Source organism: Bradyrhizobium sp. USDA 4516, assembly GCF_054055915.1.
Map to the genome: position 1 here is coordinate 98,990 of NZ_JBSRXT010000001.1, position 17,507 is coordinate 116,496.

12 protein-coding genes are annotated in these 17,507 nt (G+C 60.8%); 6 read left to right on the forward strand and 6 right to left on the reverse strand.

Translation table 11 applies throughout. From position 1 onward, the window contains the following. The first annotated feature begins 79 nt into the window (after nt 1-79). The 3 genes from ACVI1L_RS00500 to ACVI1L_RS00510 all read left to right on the forward strand — a co-directional run bounded on the left by ACVI1L_RS00500 (nt 80) and on the right by ACVI1L_RS00510 (nt 4,461). The gene (locus ACVI1L_RS00500) at nt 80-1,144 is read left to right on the forward strand and encodes an HAD-IIA family hydrolase (RefSeq protein WP_456782030.1); all 1,065 of its coding nucleotides are present in this window, start codon (nt 80-82) and stop codon (nt 1,142-1,144) included. Then, nucleotides 1,141-2,124 (forward strand): phosphotransferase enzyme family protein, encoded by a 984-nt coding sequence (locus tag ACVI1L_RS00505; protein ID WP_456785494.1) that lies wholly within the window; start codon nt 1,141-1,143, stop codon nt 2,122-2,124. Before ACVI1L_RS00500 ends, ACVI1L_RS00505 begins: the two co-directional genes overlap by 4 nt. Nucleotides 2,125-2,301: 177 nt before the next feature. Further along, nucleotides 2,302-4,461 (forward strand): N,N-dimethylformamidase beta subunit family domain-containing protein, encoded by a 2,160-nt coding sequence (locus ACVI1L_RS00510; protein WP_456782031.1) that lies wholly within the window; start codon nt 2,302-2,304, stop codon nt 4,459-4,461. Nucleotides 4,462-4,812: 351 nt separating this feature from the next. On the opposite strand, the gene ACVI1L_RS00515 is transcribed toward ACVI1L_RS00510, so the two are convergent. Together ACVI1L_RS00515 and ACVI1L_RS00520 are read right to left on the reverse strand one after the other, a co-directional pair. Further along, on the reverse strand, nt 4,813-5,856 hold the full coding sequence (locus ACVI1L_RS00515) for a CapA family protein (RefSeq protein WP_456782032.1): 1,044 nt from the start codon (nt 5,854-5,856) through the stop codon (nt 4,813-4,815). Nucleotides 5,857-5,908: 52 nt separating this feature from the next. After that, nucleotides 5,909-7,297, reverse strand: coding sequence for an MFS transporter (locus ACVI1L_RS00520; RefSeq protein ID WP_456782033.1), 1,389 nt, complete (start codon nt 7,295-7,297; stop codon nt 5,909-5,911). Between the two features lie 169 nt (nt 7,298-7,466). Here ACVI1L_RS00520 and ACVI1L_RS00525 point away from each other — a divergent pair, with 169 nt between their 5' ends. Beyond that, nucleotides 7,467-8,360 carry a LysR substrate-binding domain-containing protein gene (locus ACVI1L_RS00525; RefSeq protein ID WP_229188756.1) on the forward strand — a complete coding sequence of 298 codons (894 nt, stop codon included), beginning with the start codon at nt 7,467-7,469 and terminating at the stop codon, nt 8,358-8,360. A 1,051-nt stretch (nt 8,361-9,411) separates the two neighbouring features. Next, nucleotides 9,412-10,722 (forward strand): patatin-like phospholipase family protein, encoded by a 1,311-nt coding sequence (locus ACVI1L_RS00530; protein WP_245311789.1) that lies wholly within the window; start codon nt 9,412-9,414, stop codon nt 10,720-10,722. A gap of 68 nt (nt 10,723-10,790) precedes the next feature. On the opposite strand, the gene ACVI1L_RS00535 is transcribed toward ACVI1L_RS00530, so the two are convergent. The 4 genes from ACVI1L_RS00535 to nagA form a co-directional block, all read right to left on the reverse strand. After that, nucleotides 10,791-14,150, reverse strand: coding sequence for an AAA family ATPase (locus ACVI1L_RS00535; RefSeq protein ID WP_456782034.1), 3,360 nt, complete (start codon nt 14,148-14,150; stop codon nt 10,791-10,793). Nucleotides 14,151-14,378: 228 nt separating this feature from the next. Further along, a complete protein-coding gene (locus tag ACVI1L_RS00540; protein ID WP_076834300.1) occupies nt 14,379-14,804 on the reverse strand; it encodes a YybH family protein in 426 nt (141 codons plus the stop codon). Between the two features lie 301 nt (nt 14,805-15,105). Next, nucleotides 15,106-15,267, reverse strand: a complete 162-nt coding sequence (locus ACVI1L_RS00545; protein ID WP_456782035.1) for a hypothetical protein — start codon at nt 15,265-15,267, stop codon at nt 15,106-15,108. Next, nucleotides 15,268-16,443 (reverse strand): N-acetylglucosamine-6-phosphate deacetylase, encoded by a 1,176-nt coding sequence (gene nagA / locus ACVI1L_RS00550; RefSeq protein ID WP_456785495.1) that lies wholly within the window; start codon nt 16,441-16,443, stop codon nt 15,268-15,270. It abuts the gene before it with no gap. Between the two features lie 119 nt (nt 16,444-16,562). On the opposite strand from nagA, the gene ACVI1L_RS00555 reads away from it, so the two are divergent. After that, entirely contained in the window at nt 16,563-17,501 is a 939-nt protein-coding gene (locus ACVI1L_RS00555; protein ID WP_456782036.1) for a BadF/BadG/BcrA/BcrD ATPase family protein, read from the forward strand. The last annotated feature ends 6 nt before the right edge of the window (nt 17,502-17,507 follow it).

A 17,507-nucleotide genomic window follows, 5' to 3' on the forward strand; every position in this document is an offset into this window, starting at 1 on the left:
CCCTCGATGATTTCGGCAACGCTGAAACTGCTCTCGAGGCCGCAAGGCACTCAGCCGTTTCGATCGTCTTGCACAAATCGTGGCTTTCACGCCTGCAAAGCCTAGACCAAAGGCCGCAATCGCCCGATTCCTGCTGCTCCACGATTCCGTTGCTGACACTCCCGGGGCGCCGCAGTTCGCGCACGGAGATTTTCCGCTCCCGGAAGCATGGCGCACACCGGCAAGGCAAGGACGCCTTTCCAATGTGCAGCACACAAATCATGGATGCACAGAGCAGCAACGCCATGCAGACAACCATATGATCACGCTCGCGGAACTGAACGGAATCCCAGCATTGGAACAGCGCGTTGCTCCGGCCAACCATCCCATTCGCGGCGTCATCTCGGATCTCGACGGCGTCGCCTATCGCGGTGACACTCCGATCGACGACTCCGTCAAGGCGTTTCGCGGATGGAGCGAGCGGGGCCTGCCCTATGCGTTCGTCACCAACAATTCGACGAAATCCGCCGCGCAATTTGCCGCCAAGCTGAGCCGCATCGGCATTCCGGCCGAACCGTCACAGGTCTTCACGACGATTTCGGCGGTCACGTCCCTGCTCGAACGGCGCTGGCCGCGCACCACGCCCGTGTTTGCGATCGGCGAACGACCACTGCTCGAGGCGATCGAGGACATTGGCTATCACCTGACCGACGTCAAGCCCAAGATCGTCGTGCTCGGCTTCGATGCCACGCTCGACTACGCCAAGCTGCGCACCGCGGTCAGGGCCGCACTCGCCGGCGCAACCGTCATCGCCACCAATCCCGATGTCCTGACGCCGGTTCATGACGGCTACGATCCCTGCGTCGGCGTGATCACGGCCGCGGTTGCAGCGGCCGTTCCCAATACGAAGCCGATCGTGCTAGGCAAGCCGCAACCGTTCCTGATCGAACAGGCGCTGGCGCATCTCGGCACCGCCCGGCATGAGACCGTCATGGTCGGCGACCAGATCGGCACCGATATCGCAGCAGGAAAGGCCGCCGGCATGCGGTCGATCCTGCTCGCCAGCGACGTCCCTTTCAATGCGGTGGCGGACGTCGTTCCCGATCGCATCATCGCGAGCCTTCTTGACCTCGCGGAGCCCGAGACGGTCGGTTGGCCGCGATGATGACTCCCGGCCTCATCGAGAGCATGCAGGCCTCTCTTGCCGCTAGCCTGCCGCGCTGGGGACTATCATCGCAATCGACGCTCGCCTTTCTCAGCCATTCCGAGAACACCACCTTTCTCGCGCAAGATCCGGCCGCTCGGCAAAAACTCGTGTTGCGCGTGCAGCGGCCCGGCTATCACTCACCTGACGAGATTGCGTCCGAGCTCGCCTGGATCGACGCCGTGATCGCAGACAACGTGGTGCTCACGCCGCGCCCGGTCGCCGATCGGGAGGGACACCTGTTATGCCCCATTCCCCTGAGTGGTGCGACACGACACGTCGTTGCATTCGAATTCCTCAGCGGCAAGGAGCCGGACGCCTCGGACGATCTGGCCACCTGGTTCGGCAAGCTCGGCGCGACCAGCGCGCGGCTTCACGCGCACAGCCGCCGATGGACATTGCCATCAACGTTCCAGCGCAAGGTCTGGGATTTCGATGCCATGCTGGGCCGCCGGCCACTATGGGGTGACTGGCGCGCCGGTCTTGGCCTGCGCGACGATGGCCGCAGGCTGCTGCAGAGGGTCGCCGACGAACTTGAACGGCGCGTCGAGGCTTACGGACGGGGCGAGCAGCGGTTTGGCCTCGTTCACGCCGACCTCCGCCTCGCCAACCTGCTCGTCGAAGGCGACCGGCTCGGCGTCATCGACTTCGACGATTGCGGCTTCTCGTGGTTCTTCTATGACTTCGCCGCGGCCGTCAGCTTCATCGAGCACGAGCCGGTGATGGACCTGCTCCAGCAGTCGTGGCTTGCGGGATACCGGACCGTCGCACCGGTCTCGCGCGACGACGAGGCCATGCTGCCTGCGTTCGTGATGCTCAGGCGCATGCTGCTGACGGCCTGGCTCGCTTCGCATTCGGACACCGAAACCGCACGACGCCTGGGTACGGGCTACACCGACGGAACGGTCGCGCTCGGCGACCGGTTCCTGCGCGGATTGTGACGCGGACTTTCGGGACCAGCCGCGGCGCGCCTGTCCGTTTCTCCAGTGTTGTTGCTCCCGGACTCCAGAATGCCGCAACAGATGTTTCCCCGCCGGCTTTGATCCGCGAATGATGGGCGCGCGCTCGGACATTGCGCGTCCGAAGCGGACTTAACCAGCGAGCGTGGGCGGCGTCAGATGGATATCCAGGCTTATTTCGAGGAGTGGTCCTGCGAGCCCGGCGATGTCGTCCGGCTCGCGATCAGCACGCCGCACGCCACCGTCCGCGCAAGCCTCGTGCGACTGGTCTCGGGTCCCGGGCGCGACGAAGCGATCGAGGGCAAGGTGGTCGATTTCTCGTCGGTGCTCGACCGCACCGTTTCCGGCGGCGTGCAATCCACGGTAGTCGGCTCGCACGCCGAATTTCCGCTTCCCTCACCGATCAACGATGCGGCGATCAGCGTCCATTGCTGGGCATGGCCGACTGTCCCCGAGCGGAGCGCGCCCCAGGCCATCTGGTCGATTGGCGACGTCGCGCTCGTCATCATCTCAGGCGGTCTTGCGCTTCGAATGGGCAGCGCAACGCTCGCAGTCTTGCCGGATGCGATCATCGCCAAACACTGGTATTCGATCCTGACTACCATCGGCGACGGCGAGGTCTGCATCGACCTCAGGCGTCTTGATGCCAAGGTTGGGGCACAACGCACGCTCCGCGCGGCAACCGGCGCGACGGCAAATGCGGCAACGCTCCTGCTCGCGGCGGCCGGCATCGGCCGGTCCGGGTCGCCGCTGGAGCCATATAATGGCAAGATCGACTCGCCAACGCTGCACCTCGCGAAGCCATCCGCCGAGATGATCGCCGCATGGAACGCGGGGAAGACTCCCACGCAGCCGGCATGGGCAGCATGGAAACTCGGCAGGGACTTCGCGTCGGAGACGATTGAGCCGGACGCTGGAGGCGAACAGGGGCACCTTGTCAACGGCGTCGAGCGCGGTGTGACCGGACGCAACTGGGACGGGCGAAGCGACTCCTTCGTCGAAGTTCCCGAGCAGTACTGTGCGCTGCAATTCCACGACGACGACATGGTGGATGCCGGCTGGAGGTATAATCTCGAATTCCGCCTGCCGGAGGACCTTCAAAGCGGAGTCTACGCAGTTCGGCTCGAGGCCGGCGGACGCCGCAATCATTTTCCGCTGTTTGTCAGACCGGTCCTGGGCACCTCGGCACCCGTGCTGTTCCTGGTGCCGACCAACACCTATCTGGCCTATGCGAACGACCACCTGGCTTCGCTCGATTTCTCATCGGTGATGCCTCATGACAAGGTGGTGCCCGAGGACGAACAGTACCTGTTCTCACATCCCGAGCCGGGCCGCTCCTGCTACGATACCCATGCCGACGGAACGCCGGTTCGCTATTCGGGCCGCAGACGACCGCTGTTCAACGTCCGCCCTGGTTTTCCGAACTGGCTAACGGGCTCATACCGTCACTTTCCCGTCGACATGTACATCGTCGAATGGCTGGAGCACCTCGGCATCGAATATCATGTCGCAACCGACGAGGATTTCGAACGTGGCGGCCGCAACCTGGCCGACCGGTACGCGGCGATCGTCACGGGCTCGCACCCGGAATACTGGACACGAACCGGCCTCGATATCCTCGACGGATACCTGCATGACGGCGGACGGGTCATGTATCTTGGCGGCAACGGCTTCTACTGGGTAACGAGCCGGCTCGGTGCAAAGCCCTGGGTCATCGAGGTGCGCCGCGACAACAGCGGCACGCGCTGCTGGGATGCCCCCTATGGCGAACGGACCCATGTTGCGACGACTGAAGCCGGCGGCATCTGGCGCACGCGCGGCCGCGCCCCGAACAAGATGCTGGGCGTGGGCTTCGCATCGGAGGGATGGTCGAAGGGCTGCGGCTATCGGCGTCTGGAGGCGAGCTACAATTCGCCCGCCGCGAAATTGTTCGACGGCATCACTGAGGAAATCGTCGGCGATTACGGCTATGTGCTGGGTGGAGCGGTGGGAGACGAGGTCGACAGGTACGACGTTACGCTCGGAAGTCCCGAGCATGCCTATGTGCTCGGGACTTCGACCGGGCTTGGCAACGAGTATCAGCTCGTCATCGAGGATCTCACTCTTTCGCTCCCGGATCAGGGAGGCGCACAGCGGCCTGACGTGGTGAGATCGGACATGGTCCTGTTTCCGATCGATGGAGGCGGCTGGGTATTTTCGGTCGGCTCCATCGCCTATGCCGGCGCCCTGGCCTGGAACGGCTGCGACAACGGTCTTTCGCGCCTGACGGCGAATATACTCAGGGCCTTCACCGGCAAGGAGCCGGTGCTCGGAGCATGAGACCGTCAGTGCGACTTCGCCCCTGAAACGAAAGGTCAACGATCCTCGTTCGGCCACTCATACGTTCTGGTTGCAGGATTGAGTGCAAGAAGATCAACATCTTACTGGATACTCGTTGTCCCCCAGCGCGGCGACCGCACAGATACGTGCTTCTTTTTCGTTCGCGCGCAAGTTCACAAAGGCGACTAGCATCGCATGGTGAGTGCGATACGGTGGTACATGGAAGATCCAGGGCTTTTCCGCCCAAGGAGAATGTCTGACTGGCGGCAGGCGCTTTCTGGCCTCTTGCTCCCCTGATTGGATATCGCTCGGCAAAACAACGGCTCGGGGGAGTCAGCAGCCGCGTTAACCTTACATACCCTCAAGCCGCAGGTGAGTGGCCCTCGACAAGACGATTGAGTCTCCGAGTTTCCTGCTCAGCTGCTCGAAACGGCCGAGAATGTCCTTGCCCGCGCCGGTGTCTGCACTATGTACGCAGATATCGTTGTGCTCGTTGCGACGGACCGGTAGTAATTCAATTTCGGTGATCTTCTTCCCCGCGATCAAGCACCGCAGCGCCAGACCATCGAGATGACGGCCGCGCATAACGTCCCAGTCGAACGCAAAATTGCCAAGGCTGTAGAAGATCGGCTTACCCTGATAGATTTCGCCGGCCTGGACCACATGCGGATGGTGGCCGAACACCATGTCTGCCCCCACGTCGATGGCGGCTCGGGCTATTTCGCGCTGATATGCGACTGGCTCCTCTTTGGACGACACGCCCCAATGGCATGAAAGGATCACAAGGTCGACCTTGGTCCGCAGAACGCGGACATCGTCCCGCATGGCCTCGAGTTCGTCGGCGTCTGCGAATGTATGCGTGATCGGCTCAGCACCCGGCATCTCCAGCGCGCGCGGGCCCGGCTCATAGGCGGCGTGGGCCTTGATGGTGGCGCATCCGGGGCTGTTGGCTGACGCGGCGTGATTGCTCGGCCAGAACACCGATGTGTAGCTCAAGAAGCCGAAACGAACCCCGTTCTTCTCGATGATTACCGGCTTCCTGGCCTCGGCCAGCGTTTCGCCAACGCCACAGTGGAGGATCCCCGCCGAATCCAGCGCCTTGACGCTGGCGACGGCGGCGCGCGCGGGATAGGCGACGTTGCTGGCGCAGCTCACGCCGACATAGCCCGCCTTCTTGAGCGCCGGACCTACCTTGGCGCCCGAATGGCGCCAACCCTTTTTGTGCGGGATATCGGGCCGCGCGGGATCGATCGAGGGCTCGGCAAGCGGGCCTTCCAGCTGTCCGAACAAGACATCGGCCGATGTCAGCATGTCACGCACATTGACGAATGCGCTGAAAGGATCTTCGCGGTTCTGGATGTTGGTATCGCCCAAGATGAGCAGCGTTTGATCCATGTGCAGTTCCTTTTTCGTGAGCTCTGGTGTGGGTGTCGGGATTGCGACCAGATCAGGCCGCGCTTTCAGCGGAGCGCGATGTTGTCACCGCCGCTTCGCCATCGCGCGCTGGCGCGATCGATTCCAGGGAGCGCTGGTTGGTTTCGATACCGAACAAGAGAATACCAAGCGCTAACAGCAGATAAAGCGACGCAATGGCGTAGAGCACTGATGGGAGACCATAATTGTCATAGAGCGACACAACCATGTAGGGCGATGCGATGACGGCAATCCGCCCCGTCATTTGGGCGATGCCAGAGCCGCGGAAGCGATATTCGGTTGCAAACAACTCCGGCGTGTAGCCGCCGAGACCGAAGCCGATCATCAGGCTCATGCCGCCCTGCAACAGGAAGCCAAAGATCAGCACCCAGGCGGGATCGGTCTGCTGGGAATACGCCAGCGCGAACACGCCACACCATAAGGCCGCAAACATGGTGCCGCGACGGCGTCCAATCCAGTCGGAGGTCAGCATGCCGACCAGCGGCCCGAGCGAACTGCCCAGCGCCATGACGGTCGCAAAGCTGAGCGACTTCGTGACACTCAGTCCCTGTTTGACGAAGAAGGTCGGCACCCAATAGGAGAAGCTGTAGGAACCGACCAGGCAGGTGATGCAAACCGCCATCGCGAGCAAGGTGCGGGTGACGACGCCGCGCGAGAACAGGATGGAGATCAGTACCCAGGCCGGCGCAGGCGCGGCCACTGATATCACCGGCGGGAGAGGCCCCGCCTTCGAGGCCTCAGCTTCGATATCCTGCATGATCTTTTCGGCTTCTTCATAACGGCCGCGCGCTTCGAGCCAGCGCGGCGACTCCGGAAGCTTGCGGCGCAGGAACCAGACCCATAATGCGCCGCAACCGCCGATCAGATACATCGGCCGCCATCCAAGTGCCGGAATGACGAATAGTCCGGTAAAATTCACAGCGAATGTCGATGCCATCGACACCACGCTGATCAGGCCAAGCGCCCATCCGCGCCGTTGCGGCGGCACAAACTCGCTGACCATGCCGTAACCGCAGACATATTCTGCGCCGATCCCTACTCCCATGAAGAAACGCATCGCCATCAGCCAGGTCATCGAGGGCGCGAGCATCGAGAGCAGACACATGCTGCCGAAAATCAGAAGATTGAACTGATAGGCAAAACGCCGGCCGAACCGGTCACCGACCAACCCCGTCATCAGCGCGCCAATGGCGAGGCCGGCAAAGGTGATGGAAATGTAGTGGGCATTGGTCTCCATGTTCGACCAGCCCTCCTTAACGAGGGCGCCCAACACGCCGGCGGCCATCTGGTTGTCGAAACCGTCGAAGAACATCCCGAGGCCGATCAGGCTGAGAATCCGCCACTGGAATGCGCCCATCGGGAGCCGGTCAAGCCGGCCCGCGGCGTTAACGGGGGTGGTCATAGAAAGCGTTTCTCCCGCAAGTAGCGGCGTTCAGCGCCGCTTATGCGGGCAAAATAAGCGGAATGCTTTGGGCCGAGTATGCTAATTTACTCATCACGACGATGACTTATCTTCAGAGCAACACAGAGAATGCGGCGCGGACGCGATCAGCCCTCAGTGGGAGGCGCTGATGGCCCGAAAATTGCCCCCGCTGAATGCACTTCGCGTCTTCGAGGTCGCCTCCCGCTCCGAGAACTTCACCCACGCCGCCAAAATACTCAACGTCTCGCAGGGCGCCGTCAGCCGGCATATCGCCCAACTCGAAGCCTTCCTTGGCCTGCGCCTGTTCGTCCGTAATCAACGCGACGTCAAGCTGACGACGCAGGGCGAACAGTACGCGCAGGCCATTGCCGAAGCCTTTGATCGCATCGAACTCGCGACCCAGGTCAGCCGCCGGGACAAGCAGAATCGCGTGGTGCGGATACGGCTGTTTCCCACGGTGGCGATGAAATGGCTGGTCAAGCGGCTCGCGCGCTTCCATACCCTTTACCCAAGCATCAATGTGCAGGTCACGATCGCCAACGATCTCGTCGATGTGAGCGCTGGCGAGGTGGACTTCACCATTCAGACTCCCGCCATTCCAAAGCCCGGCGTGCGTTACGACACGCTGTTTCCGATCGAGCTGCTGCCGGTTTGTAGCCCCGCCGAATTCAACAAGCATCCACCCGTGCACGATTCACGAGAGCTGCTCGACCGCACGTTACTTCATTCAATGAAGCGCCCGCACGATTGGCGGATCTGGTTTGAGGCGGCGGACGTCACACCCGGGAGCTTTCGCGAAGGACTGTCGTTCGGCAATTCCTCGCTAGCCTATCAAGCGGCGATCGACGGGCTCGGCATCGCGGTGGCGCATCTGGAACTGGTCCAGGACGATCTCAAAGCGGGACGACTATTGGCGATCCATCCGCTGGTGGTACGAACCGCCGACAGTTACCACCTCGTCGGCCGCGAAACCGACGTTGGCAGGCCGGAGATTGCTGCATTCCGCGACTGGCTGCTGTCCGAAACCAGGACACAGAATTGACGTTTCTCCATCGGCAAGATCTTGCTCTGCTATTGTCAAATCAGCATCGCTGCGAGCTCGCCGACGGCGCTTGGATCGCCATTTGCCTTGGCTACGCACTTCAGGTGTCACGTTGCTCTAGTCTAGGCAGGGATTTCCTCTCGAAATCCCGGCTTATTTTGTTCGTCAGGCCTATACACGTATCGAGCTGGGCATCTGCCAGAAGCGAAGGCGGCTGATCCGCGAAGGTTAGGGGGGATCTCGCCACGCCTTGGCGCTGATGTTTTATTGCTTCTACATCAATGGCTAGGTGAATCATCCGGCCGGCCGAGGAATTCGGAGTCACCGGGAACAGTCTGGCCAACGTCTACGACAGGCTGGACGTGCTATATCTTCCGCGCGGCCCCTCGGCCAAAGAAGTAAGCCGGAACCCGGTCGTCATACTTGAGCTTTCACCTCGGCGGGACAGGATCCCAAACACGGCAGATAAGGGAGGTATCTCTTTTTCCCCTGGCGTCGAACCAACCGACCATTGCTTGCTACGCCGAACACGACCCGTCTGTCTGAAGAGATGGAGCTTGCCATGCGGCGCATTCGGCCTGCCCATCGTATAGAGTGGCCTATAGATCCGACGGCCTCATGTGACTGGTGACTACGTCCGCTTTGCTCCTATAGCGACCAGGTTCGTGCGGCAGCGCAATATGTCGCGATGGGCCAGAAGCGGAAGCCACAATTGGACAACATCTCCCCTACTAACATCGGCGATAAATATCTTCCGTGAATTGGTTCACAAATGGGCGGGCCAGACCGCGATATGCTTGCTCGAGCTCTCGGCCGGCGTGCGCCCAGCGCGATCAGCAGGCTCGAGAAGGCGCCGAACCTCGACGTCCACCGTTCCGTCGCACGTATCGTGTTTCGCAACGCTGCGATCAATGAGTTGTCGAGTTGGATTCAACGGCATTCGGTGCGGCCGAAAGCCCGCGGACCCAGCAAACGACCAGTCTTTTAGTTTTACGCGGTTCAGAAACTTGATCAGAGAATAAGCCATGCAAAAAATTTGATGGAGGAACCAATGGTGAAGAGGGCGATTACGCTCGGCGGTGGTGGTCCGGCGGCAGGGCTGCACATTGGAGTTCTGGAAGCTCTTGCCAACGCAGGTATAACCTTTGACGTGTGGGCATTGTCCTGCATCGGCGCCTGGGTTGGGATCGTCTACAATCAGTTTGACAACGTTGACAATAAAGACAGGGCGAAACAGACCCATCAATTCTTCAAGAATGGCGTGTTTCGAGACGACGAAAGCTATAGGCGCTTTCCCATAAACACGGTGTTCGGCCCGGATTGGGAAAGCATCGGCAAGGCTCTGACCAACTTCGTCGCAGATCCCAATACCTATAAGGATTTGTGGGACCCAAACAGGGTCGCGAATGCCTTCAGGGAATCCATGTCGCTCTGGTTCGCTCAACAGCCCGACACGGACGGCGGGAAGAAGTTCACGAGCCCGGATGAGGGAGACGTAAACAGATGGGTTCTTAATCAGGTGCTGGCCCCAAATCCTTTCGTTCGTTATCTCACGTCAATGATGTATCTGTCCCAAGTCACCGGCCTCTCCAGGATCAACTATCCACACAGCCAGTTTATGAAGAGCATAAATTTCGACGCGCTGGGAAGACCCGAAAAGCCATTCATATTCCACAACGCCTGGAATCTCGATGAGCATAAACTCGCGTTATTTTCCAACCGCCCGATGCCCAAGAAGGTCGATGAGAACAAGAAGGTCGACGGGAAAGAGTACAAAGTGCCTATCAGCGCATCCAGCTTATGTGCGTGTTCAGCCCTTCCCTTCGTGGAAGAAACCGTAGAGATCGACGGAGTTACCTACTGCGAAGGAGCACTGGTCGATACGGTCAACTTCGAGAGCTTGCTCCAGGAGCATCATAAGCCGGGCGATGAGCTGGACGAGATATGGGTGAGCAGGATCGTCGATTCAAAGCAAGTCCGCAAACCGGAAAACCTTCACGATGCCCTGGCCAATCTCTGCCAATTGTTCGCAGCGACCGTTGGCGAAGATGACGTCAAGCTCTTCAAATACCACGTGCGGTACGACAAGCCAAAATCCGGAGAGCATCCGTGGAAGGGCACAATCGTCGAGATTCATGTGCCGGGGCACATCAGTTTCAAATGGAACCACAGCAACCTGGACAGCGGGAGACAGTTGGGAAGGATCGCTGCTGAACAAGCAATCAAGGCATACTACGAACACGAAAAACGTCCGCCGCATGACGGGCCACATTTCATAAATGAGAATCCTGCGGAAAGCGATGAGGCGGGATGGCGAGAGGTTAAGGAGGCATATCACGAATGTCGAAGGCGGGCTGCGTAACGGCAAGGTAAAGCAGCCTTGAGGCCGACCTGCTGAGCCAAGCTCCAATATCCGCAGTCGAGGCGCAATTACTGCAGTCGGTCGAGTAATGCCTTTGCCTGCTTCAGATCCTGCGTTTCAAGACCCTCGACGAACCAGCCGTAGATGGGCACGAGCTGGTCGAGCGCTTCGCTGGTTCTGCCCTGATCGATCCACAAGTTGGCGAGGTCAACTGCTACTCGAAGTTCAAGGGCCTTGGCGCGCTGACTTTTCGCAGTTGTCAATGCGTGATCGAGCAGTGATCGTGCATCGGTGCTGGCCTCCGGTGCATCGCGGACGAGCAATACGCGTGCCTTCAATCGATACAGCTCGGCCTCAAATATCCGTTCGCTATTGCGGCCGGTTGTAGCGAGACCCTGCTCAATCAGTTCGAGCGCGGCTTCGCTTTGATGGCTCGACAACAGAGCGGCACTCAGGAGCACATACAGTGCTGTGATGCCAAGCTGATAGCCCGCGCCGCGATATTCGTTCATCGCCGTACGGATTTCCTCGAGCGCGGCGAACGAAGGATCAAGGAAGGTGGCGCTTATCCCCCGGATGGCGCGAGCCAATCCTCGCCACTGCCGGAATCCGAGTTCTTCCGACAAGGCGAGACAACGATCGGCATAACGGTGTGCCTTTCGGAAGTCACCCCGAAGAGCGTGGAGAATGGATGCATAATAGCATCCATAGGCCTGCGAATGCGGATGACTGATGACGTCGGCACGCTGAAGGGCGGCATTTACACGCGCGAGTGCCGTATCAGCACGGCCCTGCAGCCAGAGCGCCCATGACATCAGAGCCAGGTCGGCCACACCCGCATCCTGGCCGGCAGCACGCGCCGCCAATCTATCATGCTCGCTGCTCGCTTCGAACGCTTCGAAGGCCCGTTCGATCACCTCCTGGGCACCTACGAGATTTCCCATGAAAAGGCGTATCATCCCTTGCCCACGCATCGCGTTGAGCAACGTTGGTCGATCACCCCGACCCTCCGCAAGATCGAGCAACACCGAGATCATTTCCTCGGCGACCGGCAACTCGCCGCGAATGACGCTCGCGGTGGTCAACCAAAACATGATTTGTAGTCGCTCGGGGGGATCTCCGAGCCGCTGGCACAGCTCGCGCGCTCGCGCAAAGGTCGCCACCGCCTGGGGCGAGGCCGGCCCCTGGGTGGCAATGAGGCAGGGCCCGAGCGCGTACTGGAAATCAAGCTCCAGCCGGTCTTTAAGCGCACCGTCGGCCAAATGGGCCGAGACCTCAATGCCTTTGCGCAAGTGTGCGATCGCTTCGAGGTTGGCGGAGCGCATGGCCGCTTTCTTGCCTGCCTGGAGCCAATATTCTCCCGCCTTTTCGAACAATCCCGCCTCGGTAAGGTGGAGTGCGAGAGTCTCGGGTTGAGACTCCACAATTTCCGGGAATCGTTGCTCGAAAGCGTTGGCGACGGCGGCATGCAGCGCTGCACGTCGGCTCTTCAGAAGTCCCGCTTCGGCAGCGTCCCGCACGAGCGCATGCTTGAAGGTGTAGACCGCCCGGGGTATCTCGCCTCGGCAGAATATCAACTCCGCCTGAACCAACTGGGCAAGCGCCTCCTCAAGCCGTTGCCTTGGCAGCTTGGCGACCACGCTCAGCAGTTCGTACGAGAACTCGCGCCCCACAACGGCGCCGATCTGAGCAACTTCCTTCACGGGGGCCAATCGGTCGAGCCTAGCCATCAGCGATGCGTTCAATGTCGTTGGAATCGCCAACGAGGGTAGCGGACCGCTGACCACGTAATGGTCGTCTCGCTCCTGCAGCAAGCCGGTTTCGAGCACCGCCTTGGTCAGTTCCTCGACGAACAGGGGCACGCCGTCGGTGCGAGCGAGGATTTGGTCCAAGACCTCCTCCGGGAGCGTCTTGCCTGCCGTGACGCGCTCGATCAAGGCCGCCCCGTTGCGCCGGTTCAGCCGTGTAAGCGAGACGGTCGTCACATGTGCATGACCAGGCCAGGGCGGCGTGAACTCTGGTCTCGCGGTGATGAGCAGCAGCACTCGGAGTCGTGGTACCTTTTCCAGTGTAATCGTGAGCAGCTCCATCGAAGTCGGGTCCGACCAATGGGCATCCTCAAAGATGATGAACACTGGCTGCCGCGCCGCCAACGCTTCGAGCTGAGCCGAGAATGCCGCCAACGTCATCTCCTTGCGTTTCTGCGGACTGAGCTCGGGCAGCTGGTAGCGGTCACTGACCGGTAGCGACAGAAGGTTTGCTAGAGCCGGCACCACACGATCTGCGTCGGCGCCAGACCGCAACAGCAGAGCTTCAAGCTTGGCAAACTTCTCCGTCGGCGCTTCACCTCTTTCGAAACGGGCAGCACGTTCGAGATTGTCGATGAACGGATACAACGCACTGTTGGTATGGTGCGCCGAGCAGAAATGGCGGACCGTAATGTGTGGTTCGGCTTGGAGCCGTTCTTGAAGCGCCAGCGCGATGTGCGACTTACCGATACCTGGCTCTCCAGTTAGAACCACTACGCAACCTTCGCCCGAAGAGGCGTGCTGCCAGCGCCGCAACAGCAGCTCGATCTCCTCGTCTCGCCCGATCAAGGGCGTCAATCGAGTCCTGTGCTGAGCCTCAAAGCGGCTTTCGACTCCAGTCGTCCCGAGCACCTGCCAGGCAGGTATTGGCTCCGCCCATCCTTTCAGCGCGATCGAGCCAAGATCGCAGTATTCGAAATATCCTTCGGTGAGCTGGCGCGTACTCTCGGAGATCAGCACCGTACCGGGCTCGGCGAACTGCTGCAGACGAGCAGCCAGATTCGGTGTCTCACCGATCACCGCCTGCTCCTTGGCGGCGCCTTCGCCGATCAGATCGCCCACGACGACCATACCGGTAGCGATGCCAACGCGAACCTGCAGCTTGGTGCCGATATCTGTCTGAAGGTTGGCCACGGCATCGACCAGTGACAGCCCCGCACGTGTCGCCTGCTCGGCATCGTCCTCGTGCGCCAGGGGGTAGCCGAAATAGGCAAGCACGCCATCCCCCATGTAGCGCGCGATAACGCCCTCACTCCGGGCGATAACCTCAGCGATGCAGGCGTGATAGTCGCCGATTATCGAGCGCAAGTCCTCCGGGTCCAGCCGGGCCGAAAGTGCGGACGAGCCCACCAGATCGCAAAACATGACCGTGATTTGGCGCCGCTCGGCGCTGTCTCGCGGCGCTGGTTTGGCAGCCGCTTGGTCCGATGCAGCGACATCATCCTCAAGTGCCGCAATCGCGCGCAGCATCTTGCGCCGGTGCCCAAGCAGGACGCCGAGGTCCTTGAGGTCCTGCTCCGTGAGATCGCCGACGACCGAGAGGTCGATAGCGTTCTCTGCGAAACGATCGGCGTACTCTCCCAAACCGATCGATGCCAGCCACTCTGCAATACCTGTCATGGTATACCTATGGCCAATAGGGATAAGGGTAGCACATTGCAGAGACCTGCGAAGGCACATCTGCAAATGGAAGCACCGATCGCGAGACATCTCAGCCAGTTTAACACATTGGCTCCGGCGAAAGCTGGGCGCTGCCAAGCGATGCCATGGGGCCCCGATCGCGCGCGCCTTCGACCGTGCAATAGCCAACTCAACGTAAGCGCGAAGCACAGCTATGAACAGAGATGCCTAGTTGCCGTCGTTCCAGATGTCGGTGGTCAGCTTCCAATCATCGCCGACCTTCTCCCAAACCACGACATACTTTCCAGTCACATCCTTCGGTGTCGGTCCCTTGGTCTTGAGGGCGAACGTCCCAATCTCGCGCGCCGCGGTTGGACCAAGGGGCTTAACGTCAAGGGTTGCGAGCTTCGGATCGCCAACTTGTTCCGCCATGCTTTTCCACATTGCCTCGATGGCTGATCGGCCGTGAACCATCGCGGTACCTGGCGGGAATGCGGTCGCATCCGTGCTGTAGAGTGACGCAACTCCCGAGAAGTCGCCCTTGTTGAACAATTCAATCCACTTCGCATTGATGGCCTCGATCTCGGCTTTTTGAGCTAACGCCGGTGCGGTAAACGAGATCACGAATGCAATCATCAAGGCTATGCTACGCATGATCATCTCCAAATATGTTCGATGCGAATGCAGGGCGGACGTTGACTTGGCAAGAACCGGATGCGTTGAATGAGGCATCCCAGACCCGGTTTGGCGCGCCAGCAATTCCGGGGAATTACCGTCAGTAACATTGACTAACCAGCGCAACGCGCGCCTTATGGTAGCAAATGACTTCGCGCAATTTCTCACCAATTCTCAAGCCGGATGCTCGGCAAGTGTGAAGCCATCAGCGACGTCGCATCCCCGCTCTGGAATTATGGTGCGCTCGGAGGGCGTTCGCATTTGCTGCGATTGCAACAGCTTACTTGGAAGGATGAAGGGACAAGGCGCATTTTTCCCGGTCAGAGGTGCCTTTCCCACTGCCGTGCAGGTCGGCGAGACTGCACGCAACCGCGCGAATCTTCGCCGGTGTTTCAAGGCAGGCACCACCATATTTCTGCACGACGATGGGCTGGTTGCGCATCTAACCTCGCTCGGAAGCCTTGTTCGCCTCGCCCATCGAACCAACACCGCCTATCCATGTACCAACGACCTCAAAGTTCGGATTAAAGGCGACAAGATCCGCGCGGTATCCGGGCGCGATCCGTCCAAGCTCGGACCCAAGGCCCAGAAATGCCGCGGGCGTCCGAGAAGCCATGATAAGAGCATCGACAAGGGAGATTCCGATGAGCGCAACAGCGTTGCGCACCGCCTCGATCATGGTGAGGTGAGCGCCGGCGAGCGTGCCATCCCGGTCAGTCAGGCGATTGTCGTGCAACGTGATCTCCCTTCCCTGTAGCAGGAATTGCCGGTCGCTCGTGCCCGCCAATGGCATGGCATCGGTAACCAGCATCAATCGATCGCGTCCCTTGCAGCGCAAGGCAACACGCAAGCCGACGCGGTCAACGTGGATGCCGTCGCAGATGATCCCTGCAAACAACCGGTCATCTCCCAGCGCGGCGCCCACCAAGCCCGGCTCTCGGGCGTTCAACTGCGACATGGCATTGAACAGATGGGTCACCCCCGAGACACCGCGATCGACCGCCTGCCCGATTTCGGCTGCGGTGGCGTCGCTGTGGCCGGCCGCGATACGCAATCCGGCGCCGATCAATTCATCGATCATGGACGCGGGCACGCATTCCGGGGCCAAGGTCACCATGGAGCGACCGCGGTCCCCGAAGCTTTTGATGGCGGCGAGATCGCGCCGATCGGGCACGCGTATCTCGGCTTCCGGATGAATGCCCTTGCGAGACCTGTTGAGGGCCGGACCTTCCAGATGAAAGCCGAGCACGCCAGGAATTTCGAGGCACGCCTGAGCTGCTACAGCCAATCGTTCGATGACCTCGCTTCGATCGGTGATGAGGGTTGGCAAACAGCCCGTGGTGCCGGCCTTGCGGTGCGCCTCGACGATGCGGCGAACGCCGGCCTCCGTTGGCTGGTCGTTGAGAAGAACGCCGCCGCCTCCGTTCACCTGAACATCGACGAATCCGGGTGCAAGTATCGCATCTCGGGGAAGGTGGATCGAGGCGCGCGCTTCCTCGGTAATGCCTTCGATCCGCCCCTGCGATATCCTGACCAACCCCGGCCCGCGCATGTCGGCACCGTCAAAGATGTGCTGCGCAGCAATCGAGAAAACCACGGAAGACCCAGCTTGGCCCATAAGTGCTGATCCGAGAATGGCAATCACGGACTCGTGAGGCGAGTCCCGTGCTGTACAGGTCCCTATATGTACACAACGGGCTTCAGGGACCCGGAGCTAAATCCTTGCGTTAACTTCTCATGGAAACAAAAGGTACCACCTATCTCGGCATCGATGGGGGCGGAACCCGCTGCCGCGCCCGGATCGAGGACGAAAACGGCAGGGTACTCGGTGAAGCGAGCTCGGGGCCTGCCACGACCCGGATTGGCTTCGACAGGGCCTGGCGGTCCATCATGGAGGCCACCGAAGCGGCGGCCGCACAGTCCGAACTGACGCGCGAGGATTTCGCGCGGATGCACGCCGGAATTGGCCTCGCCGGCATTGGTCGCCGGGGCGCGGAAGCGGCGCTCAAAGAGATCCCGCATCCCTTTGCGTCCGTTATCTTCATCAGCGATGGCCTAGCTGCCTGTGTCGGCGCCCATAGCGGCGCGGACGGGGCCATCGTGGTGGCCGGCACGGGCTCGGTGGGTGTCGGCCTGATTGGCGGCAGCGAGATCCGCATCGCCGGTTACGGCTTCCCAGTCTCGGACGAAGGCAGCGGCGCCGACATTGGCCTGCAGGTCGTTCGACTGGCGCTGCGGGCCGCGGATCGCCGCGGCGAGCTGACACCATTGCTTGCAGAGGTGCTGGGCGCATTCGATCAAGATCCTTATCAGGCCGTGGCGTGGTCTGAAGAAGCCCGGGCCACCGACTACGCCGCGTTCGCGCCGACCGTGGTGCGGCATGCCAATCAGGGCGATCCGGTCGGCCGCCGCATTGTCGAACGCGCGGCCGATGCCATTGGCGATCTGCTTGATCTGTTCCTGGCTAAAGGAATTGACCGGCTCGCGCTGGTGGGCGGGCTCGCGGATGCGATTACGCCCTGGCTAACGCCTGACCTGCGCGCTCGCCTGAGGCGTCCTGACGCCGACGCAGCGGCCGGCGCGCTGCTTGTGGCCCGTGGGCGGCTCGACCTGCGCAAGCTGGACCCGCCCAAGAGAGAAACTGACCATGAACAGGCTTCGAAGTTCCGCGTTTGATGGTGC